Source organism: Shewanella sp. 553 (assembly GCF_059338375.1).
The window spans coordinates 804,362-821,865 of record NZ_CM181701.1; the positions used below are offsets into that span (position 1 = coordinate 804,362).

Annotated in this window: 11 protein-coding genes; 5 read left to right on the forward strand and 6 right to left on the reverse strand. The window is 48.5% G+C overall.

Annotated features, from left to right (window positions below; genetic code table 11):
• Window positions 1-124 precede the first annotated feature (124 nt).
• Together AC5YBZ_RS03670 and AC5YBZ_RS03675 are read right to left on the reverse strand one after the other, a co-directional pair.
• Window positions 125-553, reverse strand: coding sequence for a VOC family protein (locus AC5YBZ_RS03670; protein WP_494519958.1), 429 nt, complete (start codon window positions 551-553; stop codon window positions 125-127).
• Window positions 554-582: 29 nt separating this feature from the next.
• Window positions 583-1,188, reverse strand: coding sequence for an NAD(P)H-dependent oxidoreductase (locus AC5YBZ_RS03675; protein WP_494519957.1), 606 nt, complete (start codon window positions 1,186-1,188; stop codon window positions 583-585).
• Between the two features lie 155 nt (window positions 1,189-1,343).
• Between AC5YBZ_RS03675 and AC5YBZ_RS03680 the strand changes: the two genes are divergently transcribed.
• The 4 genes from AC5YBZ_RS03680 to AC5YBZ_RS03695 all read left to right on the forward strand — a co-directional run bounded on the left by AC5YBZ_RS03680 (window position 1,344) and on the right by AC5YBZ_RS03695 (window position 6,314).
• Window positions 1,344-1,988, forward strand: coding sequence for a helix-turn-helix transcriptional regulator (locus AC5YBZ_RS03680; protein WP_494519956.1), 645 nt, complete (start codon window positions 1,344-1,346; stop codon window positions 1,986-1,988).
• The gene (locus tag AC5YBZ_RS03685) at window positions 1,988-2,701 is read left to right on the forward strand and encodes a pseudouridine synthase (protein WP_494543418.1); all 714 of its coding nucleotides are present in this window, start codon (window positions 1,988-1,990) and stop codon (window positions 2,699-2,701) included. Before AC5YBZ_RS03680 ends, AC5YBZ_RS03685 begins: the two co-directional genes overlap by 1 nt.
• A gap of 174 nt (window positions 2,702-2,875) precedes the next feature.
• On the forward strand, window positions 2,876-3,844 hold the full coding sequence (locus AC5YBZ_RS03690; RefSeq protein ID WP_494519954.1) for a LysR family transcriptional regulator: 969 nt from the start codon (window positions 2,876-2,878) through the stop codon (window positions 3,842-3,844).
• A 166-nt stretch (window positions 3,845-4,010) separates the two neighbouring features.
• Complete coding sequence (locus AC5YBZ_RS03695; RefSeq protein WP_494543419.1) at window positions 4,011-6,314, forward strand: OmcA/MtrC family decaheme c-type cytochrome; 2,304 nt, start codon at window positions 4,011-4,013, stop codon at window positions 6,312-6,314.
• 364 nt (window positions 6,315-6,678) lie between these two features.
• On the opposite strand, the gene AC5YBZ_RS03700 is transcribed toward AC5YBZ_RS03695, so the two are convergent.
• Window positions 6,679-8,214, reverse strand: a complete 1,536-nt coding sequence (locus tag AC5YBZ_RS03700) for an MFS transporter (protein ID WP_494519952.1) — start codon at window positions 8,212-8,214, stop codon at window positions 6,679-6,681.
• A 442-nt stretch (window positions 8,215-8,656) separates the two neighbouring features.
• On the reverse strand, window positions 8,657-11,764 hold the full coding sequence (locus AC5YBZ_RS03705) for an ImpA family metalloprotease (protein ID WP_494543420.1): 3,108 nt from the start codon (window positions 11,762-11,764) through the stop codon (window positions 8,657-8,659).
• A gap of 351 nt (window positions 11,765-12,115) precedes the next feature.
• Here AC5YBZ_RS03705 and AC5YBZ_RS03710 point away from each other — a divergent pair, with 351 nt between their 5' ends.
• Window positions 12,116-13,837 (forward strand): methyl-accepting chemotaxis protein, encoded by a 1,722-nt coding sequence (locus tag AC5YBZ_RS03710; protein WP_494543421.1) that lies wholly within the window; start codon window positions 12,116-12,118, stop codon window positions 13,835-13,837.
• Window positions 13,838-14,042: 205 nt separating this feature from the next.
• Here AC5YBZ_RS03710 and AC5YBZ_RS03715 read toward each other — a convergent pair whose 3' ends face one another.
• Window positions 14,043-16,943 carry a valine--tRNA ligase gene (locus AC5YBZ_RS03715; RefSeq protein ID WP_494524376.1) on the reverse strand — a complete coding sequence of 967 codons (2,901 nt, stop codon included), beginning with the start codon at window positions 16,941-16,943 and terminating at the stop codon, window positions 14,043-14,045.
• A 20-nt stretch (window positions 16,944-16,963) separates the two neighbouring features.
• Window positions 16,964-17,446, reverse strand: a complete 483-nt coding sequence (locus AC5YBZ_RS03720; RefSeq protein ID WP_110456003.1) for a DNA polymerase III subunit chi — start codon at window positions 17,444-17,446, stop codon at window positions 16,964-16,966.
• Window positions 17,447-17,504 lie beyond the last annotated feature (58 nt).

Below are 17,504 nucleotides of genomic sequence, written 5' to 3' on the forward strand. Positions count from 1 at the left end.
AAGCGTTATGTTTACTCAGCCGATCTGGTTAAGGTAAGCAGCTAAATCGCCTGTGTTAACTGCTTAACTAAGATGCGATGCTTATCAGGGATAATGGGTCCAAGCATCGGTGAGTCAGTTACTACTAACCGGCGTTTTCGTAATGATTGCGCTCACTTGGGTTGTCGCTTACATATTGGACAAACTCCACTTCAAATCCGTCAGGATCAATAAAATAGGCATTGCGGCGGTGTGGAGCGCTCACGCCTTCTTTGTCGACTGCAAATCCCGCTTGAGTTAACCGTTTGATGACGCCGTCAAGATCATGGGTGACAAACGCAAAATGGGCCAGCCCGACTTGATGACCTGTCAATTCTCGATTGTTCGCTTCACCATCATCATTCAAGGCCAAATATTGATAGTCATCACCAAAGTGTACCCAATGGCGTGGCTTGCCATACCAAGTCCCTTCGCCACCCCCGCGGATCGCCCAGTGAGGCAATGCCGCCTGATAGAAGGCTAGGCTGGTGTTGATATCTTTAACGACTAAATTCACATGCTCTAAATGGATCATGATTTACTCCTTATGTACATGGCTTAAAGCTACATGCCGTAGCTGTATTCCTGCTGTTTTGGGTAAGCTTGATGCTGGTGGTTATGGCGAATGGTGGCTAAGGCGAGGGCGTATTGATGCAGCATGTGTAGGCTGTAATCAATGCGCGCTCTGAGGTGTTGTTCGCGCGCATCTTGCGGACCTTGTTGCAGCACATTTTCACTGTTTCTAATGATCAGGTGATCGGGAATGGGCACCAGTTTGTTGTTCTTTAGTGCATTCATTTTGAGCTCGGCAATTGGGTAGGCGCCGCTTATGCCGCTCGATACCGCCACTAATAGCGCCGGTTTGTGGGCGGTGTCTTGACCATCACACAGCAGCAGAAAATTCTTTAATAAGGGCGATGCCATGCCGCCCCATTCTGGCGTGATAAGCACTAAGGCATCGGCCTGTTTCACCTGCTGGTCAATACTGTGCCAGTCGCTATCGAGTAATGCAGGACTCGCCCTGTCACCATCCCAAAAAGGTAGCTGATACTGACACAGTTCAACATGGTTAATGGACTGAAATTGAGGGCTATGCTCTGCAATATATCGCGCGACATTGGCGCTTTGAGATGGGGTTCTTTGGCTGGCACTGACGATGAGGAGATTCATATTGTAAACCTTTTTGTTTATTTAATAATTTATAAAGTAGATGCTTTACTTAAGTTTGTAAACAATAAAGTAAATAAAAAAGTTTACTTATTGGTTGGCTCGACATGATTGATCGCAGATAATAGTCAGATAGCAGTCTGAGCCGGGAGCCGAGAGTGACCAAGAAAACCAGTGAAAAAATAGTCGATTATATTAAAGTGACTGGGCCGTGTACCGCCAAGACCTTAGCTGAACAGTTTTCATTAACCACCATGGGGGTGCGCCAGCATCTGCAAGGGTTAGAAGAGGCCGGGATGCTGGCCTTTGACGATCGCAAGGCGAGTCGTGGTCGGCCGACACGCTATTGGTCTCTCACCAAGAAAAGTGACGCCTTGTTCCCTGATAAACATGATGATTTAACTCACCAACTGATTGAGTCGGTTAAGGTTGTGTTTGGCGATAGTGGATTAGCACAATTGATCAGCCACAGAGAAGAAGCCAGTAAAGTGCTTTATCAAAGTGCATTGGCGCATCATGCCAGTGTGCTCGATAAACTGCATGCCCTTGCCAGACTAAGAACCGACGAAGGCTATGTCGCCACCGTTGAGCAAGAGGATAATCACTTTTGGCTGCTGGAAAATCATTGTCCTATTTGCGCCGCAGCCAGCAGTTGTGTCAATTTTTGCCGCTCAGAGTTACAGCTTTTTCAATGGTTATTTGAGGGGGTCGCAACTGTCAGCAGAGAGGAGCACATTATTGAGGGCGCTCGCCGCTGTGCCTATAAAGTGACGCCTACAACTGGCCTTGTAGGTGAGTCATAATGCAGTCTAAACGGGCGAGGTTAGACAGGTTTATTAGCAGCCATACGCAGATCCCCAAAAAGCAGATACGGCTAATTCTGGCCCAAGGGCGGGTGACGGTTGACGGCCAACTAGCCCGTGATATTGATTTAGCGGTCGACCAATTTAGTCATATCGTTTTTGACGGCCAGGTGCTGCAGCAGCGCCGCGCACGTTACATCATGTTACACAAGCCTGTGGGAGTGGTATGCGCCACCAAAGATGAGCAGCACAAAACGGTCATCGACTTGCTCGATGGCACTGATAATCGCGATCTGCATATTGTAGGCAGGCTCGATCTCAATACCTCTGGTCTAGTGCTCCTGACCAATGATGGCCAGTGGTCTAAACGCATTATGGCGCCAGACCATAAAGTGGCTAAAACCTATTTAGTGACCCTTAAAAAACCCTTGAGTCAGGAGTATATTGAGGCCTTTGCTCAAGGGTTTTATTTTGCATTTGAAGATATCACCACCTTGCCAGCTCAGTTAACCATAGTGAACGCTGCACTGGGGCATCAAGCATTAGTGACCTTGTATGAGGGGCGATATCACCAAATTAAGCGTATGTTTGGCCGTTTTCGCAATCCTGTCGTGGCGCTGCACCGTTTATCGGTTGGCACCTTAGCGTTGGATGAGCACCTGCAACCAGGCCAAAGCCGCGAGTTGACACCTCATGAGGTGGCGACAATATAGTTCGCCGTGATCAATCGCGCCGCTTGGTGTATTTGCTAGCCCCAGCTAAACGCAAGACCATGATGATTACAATTGTTAACGGTTTGTTTTCAAATGTGTGATCAAGCCGCTAGTGTGGCGATTATTGGCTATGCTATAAACAGATGATAACCCTCATAGACAATAGTGCCGATGATGAGTCAAACCTTAAAAAAGATCAGTGAGCTCGACGTGTTTTGCTTAATGGTATTTAAGGTGATCTTTCAAACAGGACACGCCAACGTCGCCGCCAAACAACTTAATGTCTCTGCGCCAAAAATTAGCCGTTGTTTAAATATGTTACGCGCCACCTTTGATGATGAGTTGTTTTATCGCCGTCAACTGGGGTTAAAACCCACCCCCATGGCGGAGTTTTTATATGAGCCTGTCTGTCAGTTTTGTGATGCGGTGTTAAAAATAGAGCAATCGCTGGTGGATCAAACCTGTGAGCCCAGCCGAGGCTGTTTCAAAGTGGCGGTGATCCCCAGCATTTTGGCCAGCTTATCGTTAGCCTTTGCCCAAAGTGAGCATCGTCAGTTAATGGGCCAACTGCAGTTTGTGACTTGGGACAATGAATCAGCCGACAGTATTCACAATGGTGAACTGGATATGGGCATCGCTTTCGCCGCCGACAGTGAACATACGCTGAGTATTGAACCTGTCGGTGATTTGTCACAGCTTTGTGTTGCGGCCCATCAAAGCCATGCGATTTGGACGGATGCTTCAGAACTGACCTTAGAGGCCATCTGCCAATTTCCGTTTTTGTGCCTAAATGGCAAAGGCTTTAATGATAAGATCGATCCCTTAGAAGTGTTTGCTCGCCAAGCGGGGCTTACTCTTGAGGGGATCGATAGAGTCTGCTCACGAGATGAATGGTATAGCCACTTACTCACCATGGGCTCCTTGTCATTCTTACCTTGCTCAGAGGCGCTGATTTGCACCGCTTTACCCGGTATCAAAGTGATGGCATTGCCTAGTGAACAGGTGCAACGTTTGCATGGTGATAGCATGTCTCCACAATATTTACTTATTGAAAATGCACCAGAATATCGACGTTATTCAACCGAGCAGCGTGCGCTAATGGTTCAATTACTTAAACAATTGCTGGCCACTGGCCAAAGCTGACCCTCTGTTTTAAATATTGAAATTTACCGTTGCAGATTTCGAAATTTCCATTCATGAATCTATCAATTACAGTCACAACTCGAACACAATTCACTAACAATTTGTATTGCCTGCCTTATATTTGGGTTACTGCAATAGCAGCAAATACCTAGAAAGGGATATGGCGATGAAAAAAAATAAAACAACGTTATTAGCCATGGCACTCATGTGTGCCATTGGCGTGAGCGCATGTAGTGATGGTGATGATGGCCAAGACGGTGCACCCGGCGCCCCTGGGATCCCAGGTGAGCCAGGTAGTCCAGGGACTCCAACTGGTTCTACAGTCAATACGGTCAATTCAGCAGCAGACTTCATGCTAACCTTACAACCTGCCGATATCGTCGTTGTGGGCACTGATGCTTTTAGCCTCAAGTTCGACGTGACCGGCAAGAATGCTAAAGGAGAAGAGGTTCCGTTTACGGGGTTAGATAAGATAGCCTTATATGTCACCAATGAAGTGGTCAACACTACTGATGTTGGCGCGCCCATGTTGTGGTCTAACAATGCATTGGTCAATGAGTTTGGCTCGAGCATGTACTGTACGCCAACGGGTGATACAACGGATCGCAGGGGTAATGTAGTCGATGCCTGTACTCTGGTGGAAGATCCTGAAAATCCAGGTACCTATATGGGCACATGGGAACATGATGGTAATGCGCCTGTTGTCTCTGCCGCGGGTGATCCTAATAGTTTATTTAGGGTGATGATCCGTAGTTATGATGTAACCGATGCAAGTGGTGAAGGGATCTCGGATAAGTTACTTTCTACTCCGCTAGATTTCATTCCTGCCACGGGTGAATTAGCCGTATCGGCTAAAGATGCGGTATCCAATGCTGCGTGTATTCAGTGTCACAGTGAGCTGAAAGGCTATGGTGATGGTGATATGCGCATCGCCAATATTGGCGCCCACCACAACTATCAAAAAGTGGAAAATTGTGTGGCGTGTCATAACCCCGCTAATGCCACCGATCAAAACGATCCTGAAAGAGGTTATAACCTTAACTTCAACGCAATGATCCACACCATTCACGCCGGTGGTCATCTTGCAGAGTGGGGCGTGTTAAAAGGAGAGGCATTAGACGAGTTTGGTGAGATCCACTTCCCTGCTGAGCTTAACGAATGTACCACTTGTCACGATAACGGTGAGCAGTGGAACGTTAATGTCTACCGCGAAGCGTGTGTGGGGTGTCACGTTACCGTTAACTTTGAAACCGGTGAAGGCCACTCTGAGTATACTTTGCCACAAGCAGATGATTCAGCCTGTATGACCTGTCATATTGGTGGACTCAGCCCTGCAGTTGCGCATAAAGTGGGTGGCAGAGATGAGCTAGCTGACAAGTTTATTATCGACATCCAGTCGACAGAAATCCTTGCATCGGCTACGGCAGGTAAGAGCACATTGGTTGTTACTTCAAAAGTGACTATGAATGGTGTAGCACTTGATGCAGCAACATATGCCGAGATTACTGACTATATGACCAGTGCTACTCGTGGCTTCTTAATCGGTCGCTTAGATGCTGATACTGGTGATATTGCACATGGTTATGCTTCTGCTGGAAGCTTCAAAATGAACTTCACTGGCGGCGTTATGGGTGCTGGTGGTGTATTGGTCAATCAAGCCGAGTTCGATACTGACGAGTTGGTTGGGCCAATATATGCGACTGCAGAAGTTCAAGTATGTGGTGAAGCAGGCAAGATCGTTAAGTGCACTGGTCATGAAATTGGCGTGGCAAATCAAGCGGAAACCAAATATTTTAATCTTACAGATGGTGCCGCAGCAGTTGAAATGCGCATTGCTGATGCTGACCGTACAACTGTTAGCGAAGCAAAATGTAATGCTTGTCATGGTAACCTTACTTACCCTAAAGGAACCCACGGAACGACTGAGTTTACGCAATGTGTAGCTTGTCATAGTGAGAATTTAGGTGCCGTTCCAAGCTTCCACCCTACCGTTACTTTCAACACTGGTAAAAAAGATGCTGATGGTAATGATATTTGGGAAGCTGTAGAAGGCTTAACTTTTGCTAACCGCGATCTTGTTACTGTCGCTCACCGTTTCCATAGTGGTCACTGGGATGGCGAAGCAGGAGTTTATCGTGATGAAGATGGTAACCTGAATGGTTTCTCTGCAGTTGAAACTGATTGTCAAGCTTGTCATAAAGATGGTGCTACTTTCTTTGCAGCCGATGGTGGACTAACTTCTGGTAAGCGTTCAATTGAAACCGATGCAGGCTTTATCTCTCCAGTGGCTGAATCTTGTCGTAGCTGTCACGTTGAAGCGTCTGCGCTGGCTCACTTCAAGAGTAATGGGGCCTATGTTCAGGACGATCCAGGTTCAATTTCGAACTTGCCAGTTGAGTCTTGTGCAACCTGTCACGCTGAAGGTAAGACTTACGGTGTTGATAAGGTTCATATGGGAGGCGCTCATTAACACGTATGTGTACCCAAGATAGCCATAATAATAAATCTCGTTAGGTGAGCTCATCCCTGCTAGTAGTTCACTGAGATAAAGCAAGATTTTGGGGACCGATTCGGTCCCCTTTTTTATGGCCGAGTATTCAGACCGCATACTTACATTGAGTAACTTAGATTGAGTATTTTGAATGAGTGTTCTGATTGCATATGAATGTCACTCCCATGAATCGCGCGTATTCACAGCTTAGGTTGTCATCCATGGGGATAAGGTCAAATCGCGCTCAGATGTCATTAGGGCTAAGTCGATATGTGAGTGAGATAAAAGAGGGCAAATAATTTGCCCTCTTTGTGTGTCAATCACCAGCCCTTAAACAAGCCACTTACTGACTTTGTTGTAATTTAAGCAACCATTTACCGTAAAGGAAAATCCCCACAGCCGAAATAGTGCCGATTGCCGCGATGATATACCACGCCATACCGATATTGTGGGTGTTATACAGCAAGGTGGTGAGCGATTGCGCCGACTCGCCGGTATAGCTTACCAAGGTGGTGAAGGCTTCACCCTGTGGGATCGCCGCCACATCGTTCACACTCATGCCGCGCTCAGCTAATAGCTCACGGGAGAAGATCTCTTTTGAGGCATAAATCTCATATAGCTTAGGGCCAAAATAGCCTTCCAATCCCCAGCCTATCCCTTGGGGGAGCATCACAAAGCCCAAGTACATGGCTTTTTTACCTTCGGGGGCAATGTTGCCCATAAATTCGTTCTTTTTCGGGCTAATCATCATCTCACCGAAAGAGAACATGGCGATGGCCAGTACAATCATCCAAGCTGCATTGGTCGCGCCAATGAACACAAAGGCTAAGATACTCAATAAGCAGCCACCTAACATGGCGGTGGTGATACGGTATTTAGCAGTGAGCGCCGCGACTAAGAAGCAACTGGTCATGATCATGCCAGCGTTAAGGTTAAGCATGCCTTCTGGCATCACCTTAGTGCCGCTGTTATCGAGCCCGAGCCAGAACTGCAATATACCGTTTGAGGTGCCCTCAGGGCCAAACAAACTGGTGACAATTACGCTGGTATCGACCCATTCGGCAATGTGGATAGGTAGCACATCAAATAACGAGTTAAACAGAAACCAGAAACCAGCAAACACCAACATATAGTAGATCACGACTGGTTTTTTCAGTTCATGCCAAGCATCTTTCCATAGGGCTTGCTGGGTCACTTCGCCATTTTTTATCTGTAGGTTACGCGCTAAACGCTCATCTTTCCCCGGCTCTTTATAGGCCAGTAAAAAGAGAAAGTTGAGCGAAATAATTGCCGCGCAGGCATAAAACACATTGTCCCAAGAGAGCTGGCGCATATGCACGGCAACGAGCGGCCCTAAGAAGCCCCCAATGTTGACGACCTGATAAAAAATACCCCACGCCATCGAGGTGTTTTGTCTCCCCGTCGATAGCACTAAGGTGCCTTGAATACCGGGTTTAAAGATGCCGGTACCGCCTGCTAATAACATGGCACCAAACAGGAACCCCCAGAAACTGGGGAATAAGGCCATTACTAAATAGCCGCCAATTTTGATTAAGGTGGAGGCGAAAATTGTTTCCTTGTAACCGACGCGATCGGAAATGCCCCCAGTAAACACAGGAATAAAGGTTTGCATCAAGGCCCAAATAGAGATGATAACGCCATAGTCGTGCAAACTAATGCCCAAACCGCCTTCAGACACCGGCGCTTTGGCATACAGGCCAGCACTGGCTTTGACGCCGTAGTAAGCGATACGCTCTACTAGCTCCATGCCGCCGACAATCCAAAAAATATAACTTAAGCTGGCAATGGAGGCCCACATACCCAGCTGTTTCACTTCACGCAGGTCGTTATCTGCGTAAGTATTGTTGGAATCGCTCATACCCTTCCTTCTTATTATTATCCCAATCCCATTAATGATGTGCTGCTGACTGATGCTTAAAATGGGCTGTTACTACGGGGTAAATTTAATATGACCAGCTATTGAGTTTACCTTTGCATTCGTCCATTTGTTGATCGATAAGTCATCGCTTATTAAATGTGATGGGTACTCTTTATTGTTGTTTTATAGGCAATAATGTTGATATTGCGCTAATAGTGTGTGATCTAGTGGCACACTTTACCTAAATTTCGCCCTAAAAACCAAAGTGATTGTTGTCAATGTGCTTGGTGTTACAGCGCTTAGTCTTGCCGCTGCAAAGCAAATGGCATCAGTTAGGTGATAGATGAGAGGGCTATAAAGGTGGATAACAAGATGAAAAAAGCGAGCACCTAAGATGCTCGCGAGATGATTTAACCGTGGTTAAGCAATTAGCTCAGGCCGATTAGAGTGGCCAAGCTTGAGTGCCATCAACTGGTACCTCGAGTAAGTCTAAGCCAAAGCAATAGTCACCCGGTTGGTACACATAGACAGATTTGTTCACTAAGGGATAAACAAAGCTGGCCACCTGAGCCTTAGCGGCATCAGTGGTCTCCAGTCCCCACATTTGATAGAAGTCACGATAATCTAAGCCAGTTGAGTAGCTCATGGCGATCATCAAGAAATCGTTTTGGCTCATGTTTTTAGCATCATCCAAACTGAATTGGTCAAATCCTATCCCTGCGCGATCCGCCAGCCAACTTGCTTCATCGGCCTGCGCCCGCTCAAATGCACGCAGTACAATGTGCAGTCGTGCAAGCAGGTGCCAACCGTTTTGCAGGGGTCCTTGTTGCTGCGCCACGACCATAGATTGCAGCATAATCGCCATACCATTAGACCAGCCAGTGAGCTTAGCCGCCTGCATATAAGCAAAGGGATCGACTTCATTTTGGCTCGCTTGCAAGGTGGCAAATTCATCGCTTATCTCTAGCCCTTGGCATTGTGGTAACTTGCCGCTTTCAAGGTAGGCGCGAGACTTGCTGTAATAGGAGTAAGGGTTGGTTGAGGCGTGCCCCTCATGGCCGTTGAAACGTAGGCGCCAGCTTTCTAAGCCATGGCCTAACTCATGAATATCGCCATGTCCGGTAGGGCTAAATGACCAGCCCGCATCGTAGGGGTTACCCGAGCAGCCTGCACCGCAGGTGGGTTGATCCGCATTCATGTGTTTAACGATGTCGAGCTGATTGATGGTCAGCCCTTTGCTGGCGGCAAAGTCATGAATTTCATCGACCCTTTCAATAAATGGGCCTTGAAAACCCGCCAGTAGGTGAGGGTAGTTATGCACATGGGTCATGATAGCCTGCCCCATTTTCTCTGGGGTGTCCCATAGCGGCTCATGGCTCATGGTGCTGCGCATCTTATCGAGGCGAGAATGCACCTCAAAGTGCGGTGTGGCCAGCTCAGCCCAATCGTAGTCACCTTTGTCGAGTGCTTGTAAAAAGGCGGTGCCGTCCATCCCTTCACGCCAATAGGGGTGTTGCCCTACAGTCGTAAACGACAGTGTCACCGGGAGATCGTTGGCATTAAAACTGACCTGCAATGGACCGCCGTAGGGGGAGGTCAGCTTAATAGTTTCACCCGGCTTAATTTCAATATGGGGTGATTGTAAAAACTTAGCGCGGTTATAGCCATTATTGGCAAACTCATGGGTTGAGCCTGAGCGCTGGGTATTAATAAATACCCAAGCGCGCAGTGGGCTGTCATCGGTGCGGGTGACCTTAACGGTTTGTCCGGGCAGTGCATAGACACCCGCCGATCGAAACCCTTGCTTGCTGACCAACTTGACCTGCTGACTCATCGGGGTGATATGGCTAAAATCGGTGCGGCTGAAGTTACCTAAATCGAGCGGCACCGCATTGATATCACGCGTGTAATAAACCGTATGATCGGCAAAAAAAGCCTTTAAATAGTCCATGGTGGCAGTGGTCGCCACATTCATAGGGTAGCTAATGTCATGGCGATACACATCGCCCAGCATGATCAGGTATTTGTACAGCTGGTGATCATCTAGGCTGAAAATGTCGAGTTTTTGGCTATCAAACCCAACTATCTGGCTACGAATATGATTGAGGGCGGGGCGATAATCGTTATTAAAGCGAGCATCGCAGCCAGTGGCGCAGGCCGCTAAATTAAACGGCGCTGTTTCATCCCTTAGTAGGCTTAACCATAGACTCTCTTGGGTTAACGAGGGTTTAGCGTTAAACATGGCGCTATAGTTAGCCCAGTCGGCTTTATCGGCACCAAAATAGTTACCTGGTCCACCCGGACCTTGCATGGCAAATCCCATGGTGTTGAGCACAGTTTGAGTGAGCGGCACGCTGTTCCAACTGTGCATATGCTGATAAAGCAGTGGTGTACCAGCCTGTTGTAGGCGCGTTAGGTTGTCGCTGACCAGTGCGTCGCTAAAATCGCCGCTTGAGCCAGTGATCACCAGCTGAGCATCGGCTAAGCAGTCGCTGAGCTCGGCGGCCACATTGCAGCGCGTCACTTGCCAATCGGGGAACTGTTTACCTAACCATGCTGTAATACGGTTATTGCTCCAATCGCCCATCATTAGCAATTTGACCTGCTTTGCTTGAGGCAAGGTGGTGGCATCTTGGGCTAACAACCAACCTAAGAGTCGCAGCATACTGGGTTCAAAATCGAGATTATTGCCCTCTTGCATACCAGAGATGATATCTGAGCCAAACGCGGCGTTACGCTGGCCTGCCGTTTCACTGGTCGCCGCGAAAATACGGCCATTATTGCCGCGCACCAGTTCGAAACGTTTGCTGTTGGGGTAGGCATTGGCGGCGGAGATGATCTGGATCATTTGCGATTGTTGACCCGAGTCATAACGCACCACATCATTTTGATAAATCTCGCGCAGCATCGTCAGATGCTCTTGGCGATACTGAGCGATAAGGTTGACGGCGCGGTCGATCACCTGAGTCTCAAAGCCACTCATTTGGCCAGCATCCCCAGTGCGAATGGCGGCGCTGATCTGATCTTTAAGGCTCAATGTCAGCTGATCTTGACTGCGTTGACCTGCGCCATCGGTAACCTCTAGCGATAAGCTGATGTCGGCATCTTGCTCTAATGCAGTGGCATCAATGGTTAACACGGCGGTATCTGCGCCCGATAAGTTCACGCTTGGGCCGCTCAGTTGCTGCCAGCGGTAGCTCACGGTGCCCTGGTTATAGACGGCCACCTCGGCGATGAGGGTTTGCAGCTGATGGTTCCACCCCTGCAAGTCTGGGCCCAGTTCAACATCGGGTGGCTGCACAGGCTCCGGCTCCGGGGTTGGCTCTGGCTCCGGATCAGGATCTGGGTTAGGCTCTGGCTCCGGATCTGGGGTTGGATCGGGATTAGGCTCTGGATCCGGATCGGGTGTAGTCGGAGGCGGCGTGGTTGGCGGGATAATGTTGCCTTCACCTGTACCACTGTCTGGGATGCTAGGGGAGTTGTCCTCTACGCCACCACCACTACAAGCCATCAACCCCAGTATGAGGGGCAGGAGTAACCATTGTTTCATTATTAACATTCCATGATCATTTTGGCGCTATTTTGATTGCATTAATATGATAAAGCAATTGTTTAAAGAAATTAGTCAATAAAAACAATGGTTAATCTGGTTTGTTGACGTTAGTAAAAATATTGACGCTAAGGATGAGTGATATTCATTCACTGCTTACGCAGCCGTTTTTGGTTAAGCTGTTGTTTTTAAAGTTTATACTTCTGGATGTTGTTCAAACTGTTTCTTATATATTGATCTCCCCCCAAGTATTGATATATAGCGCTTGTTAGACTGCCCGACAATAAATATGGTGTCGTTTCAAATCATCATCTTTATCCTGTCGACTAGGGTGAATCAAGGAAAATCGGTATGTCTCGGTTAGAAAACGAATTGCTTCAAGCCAATACACTGGCATCATCCACCAAAGGCCTGCGTTTTTTTGAACGCTTCAAATCAGTGCGCTTTCAGTTAAAGCTCAATGTGTTTTTGAGCATTATCGCTTTTTTGTTTTTGGGGTATAAAGGGATAACCGGAATGCAGCAGGCCGGGGATTCGATTGGTGAGCTTTACACCCAAGGCATGCAGCACAGCATTCGGGCTGGTACAGTATTAAACGAGCTAGAGAAGGCCCGTAGCGGCCTATTGCTTGGGTTTCAACATGATCCCAGTAGTCAGTTTGCCGATATGCACAATCATCCCCTTGAGTTTCATATCGATGCCAGTAAGGCATCGATTAAAAAGCTGCACGATATTGTCGATAACGAGATTTTAAGCTCAAATTTAGATGATAGTGAGCGCCAGCAGGTCAATCGACTCGTTAACTTACTCGACAAGGTGACAGAAGAGGGCTTTAAACCCGCCATAGCAGCCTTAAGTAATGGTGATTATACTCAATCGAATCATCTCCTGTTGACGAAAATCAACCCACTATTTAAAGATATCACTGGCGAGGCTCAAGGGTTCTTAGATCTCCAAATCGGCGAGGCGAAGCACAGTTTTGAGCTATCTGAAGATAATATTGCTCAGTATATCTGGCTGGTGGCAATTTTCTCTGGCATCAGTATGTTAGTCATTAGCGTCAGCTCAATGCTTATCATCAAACGGGTCAGTGAGTCAGTCACTCAATTAGAAGCTACCGCGATCGATATTGCCGCGGGAGATCTCACCAAGCGCATTACACTTGGCGGTAGCGATGAGTTTGCCCATATTGCCGACAATGTTAATCGGATCGCGTCAGACTTCCAAAAGGCGGTCAACAATACCCATCAATCCACATCTCGTTTGGCTAGCTCAGCCGAAGAGAACGCCGTGGTGTCAACGCAGACCCAGCGTAACGTCTTAGACCAGCAACAACAAACCCAGCTTATCGCCACGGCGATTCATGAGTTTACCGCGACCGTGCGTGAGGTAGCGCAAAGTGCTGCTGCGGCGGCAACAGTGTCAGAGGAGGCGAATAGTGCCGCCCACGGGGCGCAAACCGTAGTCAATGAGAGTATCTCGGTTATCGAAGCGCTTGCCACAGAGTTGACCAGTGCGAGCGAAGCGATGACGCTACTCGCACAGCACTCAAATGAGATTGGTAGCGTAGTCGATGTGATCCAGGCTATTTCAGAACAAACTAACCTACTCGCATTGAACGCAGCGATTGAGGCGGCAAGGGCAGGCGAACAGGGACGAGGATTTGCTGTGGTGGCCGACGAGGTACGTTCGCTCGCTAAGCGCACTCAAGACTCTACCGAAGAGATCCAGAAGATGATTCAGCGGTTACAACAGGGCGCGCAAAGTTCGATGCAGAAGATGCAAAGTGGCACCGAGCAGGTGAAACTGAGTGTCGATAAATCCCTCTCGGTGCGAGAAGCATTACAGTTGATCATGAATAGCATCGAGCAGATCAATGGCTTAAATGCACAAATTGCGACTGCTTCAGAGGAGCAAAGCTCGGTAACTGAGGAGATCAATATTAACATCACTAATATTAGCGAGATCTCAGATCAAACCGCAGAAGGGGCAAGGCAGAGCAGCGCCGCGACCGAGGATTTAGCCAGACTCGCCGAATCGATGGAAGCTGATATTGCTCATTACAAGGTGTGAGCCCTTTTAGTTAAGCCTATAGCGCCATAGCTTTTATAATAATGGTTTAGGCAATATAGACTTAAGCCATGAAAGCATTAGCAATAAAGGTGTTAGGCAATAAAAAAGGCAGTCTTATGACTGCCTTTCTTGTTAAGCGGTTAAGTCTCTAGGTTTTCAGCTTTTAAACCTTTCAGCCCTAAAACCTTGCAGCTTTCAAACGCGGTTAAGCTTCCAGCTTGGCAAGTTCTGCTTTTTGCTCGGTGAGCTTGTCCATATCACGTTGGTATTCCGCTTGCTTAGCACGCTCTTTTTCAATCACGGCAGCAGGGGCTTTCGCTACGAAACCTGGGTTAGACAGCTTACCTTCGATACGCTTAAACTCACCCGCTAGCTTCTCAAGCTGCTTGTCGATACGCGCCATCTCTGCCGCCACATCGATAAGCCCCGCCATTGGGATCAACAGCTCCATGTCACCAATCAACTGAGTGGTCGACATAGGCGCAGTGTCGTTGTCGCCAAGAATGGTCATGCTTTCAAGTTTAGCCAAGGTCTTAAAGAAGGCTTGGTTGGTCTCAATACGGGCCTTGTCGCGCTCACTTACGCCACGCAGCAGTGCATTAAGCGGCTTGCTTGGGGCGATGTTAAGCTCGGCGCGAATATTACGTACCGCGGTGATCACTTGCTTCACCCACTCAAGATCTTCCATCGCGGTGGCATCGACTTTATCTGCCTGATACTCAGGGAACGGCGCGAGCATCAAGGTGTCGCCTTCAACGCCAGCTAGCGGTTTAACGCGCTGCCAAATCGTCTCAGTGAGGTAAGGCATCATGGGGTGCATCAGGCGCTGCATCGCTTCAAGGATGGTCACCAAGGTGTGGCGAGTACCACGAAGCTGGGCGTCAGTGCCGCTTTGCATCACAGGCTTAGTGAGCTCTAGGTACCAGTCACAGAACTGGTTCCAAGTGAACTCATAAATGGTGTTGGCCGCCAAGTCGAAGCGGTAGTTTTCCATGTGCTCATCATAGGTTTTCACGGTTTGATTAAACAGACCGATAATCCAGCGATCGGCCAATGACAGCTCCATTTCGCCGCCATGTTGACCACAATCTAATGGCTCGCCTACAGCATCATCTGCAGCATCATCCGCTTGCACTTCGGTGTTCATTAACACGTAGCGTGATGCGTTCCAGATCTTGTTACAGAAGCTGCGGTAACCGTCGAGACGCTTCATGTCCCAGTTGATATCGCGGCCAGTTGAAGCCATTGATGCCAAGGTGAAACGCAGTGCGTCAGTACCGTGAGCTTCGATGCCATCGCTAAACTCTTTACGGGTGCTCTTTTCAATCTTTGCGGCTAGTTGAGGCTGCATCATGTTGCCGGTGCGCTTCTCAACTAAGGTTTCAAGATCGATACCGTCAATCATATCCAGAGGATCGAGCACGTTACCCTTAGACTTAGACATCTTGTTACCCGCTTCATCGCGGATAAGGCCTGTCACATAGACCGTCTTAAACGGCACTTGTGGTTTGCCATTTTCATCTTTAATGAAGTGCATGGTCATCATGATCATGCGCGCCACCCAGAAGAAGATGATGTCAAAACCTGTCACCAACACATCCGTTGGGTGGAAGGTTTTAAGCGCCTTAGTATCTTCTGGCCAGCCTAAGGTTGAGAAGGTCCATAACGCTGAACTAAACCAAGTGTCCAGTACATCAGGGTCTTGGCGTAGCACAACGGTGTCGGCTAAGCCGTGCTTAGCACGTACTTCGCTTTCATCGCGGCCCACGTACACTTTACCCGCTTCGTCATACCAAGCAGGAATACGGTGTCCCCACCATAGCTGGCGTGAGATACACCAATCTTGAATGTCACGCATCCAAGAGTTGTACATGTTCTCATACTGCTGCGGTACAAATTTGATATCACCGTTTTCAACCGCTTCCATGGCGGTTTTCGCCATTGGCGCTACGGCAACATACCATTGGTCGGTCAGTAGTGGCTCAATCACCACACCAGAGCGATCGCCATAAGGCACTTTTAATCCGTGGGGATCAATTTTGCCCAGCAGGCCTAAGGTTTCAAACTCTTCAACAATGGCGCTACGGGCTTTAAAACGGTCAAGGCCGGCATAACGCTCTGGCAGAGCGTTGTCTAACTCGCTGTTGGCGGTGCCGTCGCTGTTAACCACTTCAGCCGTTGAGCGGATCGCCGCGTCCATGGTTAAGATGTTAAACATGGGTAGGTTGTGACGTTTACCGACTTCGTAGTCGTTAAAGTCATGGGCCGGGGTGATTTTGACACAACCGGTACCAAATTCCATGTCGACGTAATCGTCGGCAATGATCGGAATGCGGCGGTTAACGATAGGCAGCAGGATAAATTTGCCAATCAGTGATTGATAACGCTCATCATCAGGGTGCACTGCAACGGCGCTGTCACCTAACATGGTTTCAGGGCGCGTAGTGGCCACTTCAAGGTAGTCTTTTCCGTCAGCGGTCAGTGCGCCATCGGCCAGCGGGTAGCGAAAATGCCACATGCTACCTTGCTTCTCTTTGTTCTCAACTTCGAGATCAGAGATCGCGGTGTGCAGCTTAGGATCCCAGTTAACGAGGCGCTTACCACGGTAGATGAGCTCATCTTCATACAGACGAACAAACACCTCTTGTACCGCTTCAGACATCCCTTCGTCCATGGTGAAACGCTCACGATCCCAATCAACCGATGCGCCAAGACGACGTAGCTGTTTAGTGATGGTGCCGCCCGATTGGTTTTTCCAATCCCAGATGCGCTCGATAAAGGCATCGCGACCGAGATCGTGACGGCTCTTACCCTCTTCGGCTTCTACTTTGCGCTCAACCAGCATCTGGGTGGCAATACCCGCATGGTCGGTACCCACCTGCCAAAGGGTGTTTTTGCCCTTCATGCGCTGGTAACGGGTCAAAGTATCCATGATGGTATCTTGGAAGGCATGGCCCATATGCAGACTGCCCGTCACGTTTGGTGGCGGGATCATGATGCAATAGTTGCCTTTTGACTCATCGCCGTGGGGCTTAAAGTAACCTTTCTCTTCCCAGTTCTGGTAGAGGCTTTGTTCGATTGACTGCGGGTTGTATGTCTTTTCCATAGGAGCGTGTGCTTCTCAAACTAATTAATTGGTTGTTGGGTCGTCAGGGGGATCCCTAACTGGCGATACTGACGATAACGATCGCGGGCGGTCGCTTTCATGGCAGCATCGTTAGCAACGAAGTCGATAATCTGGCCAAAGTTTACCGCAAATTGCGGCGCTTGGTCTGCAAGATTTATCAGAAGATGACGATTTTTATTGGGGCCGAGCTTATCAAAGCCAATTTCCACTGGCGCGCCGCCCGTTGGCCCTTCACCTTTTAGGTTGTGGGGCACGAATGCTGTGGGCTCAAATTGCCATAATATTTCGTCAATGGCATAGGCTTGCTGCTGATCGTTGCAATGAATATACACCAATTGCTGGCGAGCAAACGCTTGCTGTGCAAGTTGGCACGCCAAACGGTAAACATCATCGAGCGCCGATGTCACCGTAGCTGCTGCGGCTGCAGGTTGCCCAGCTTTAGGAAGTGTTTGCGGCATCAGGTAAAACAGGGCGTTTGGCATTATCTGGCTCTATGTTGGCTGAGTCTGACTTGATGATTGACGAAAGGGGAGATTTTAC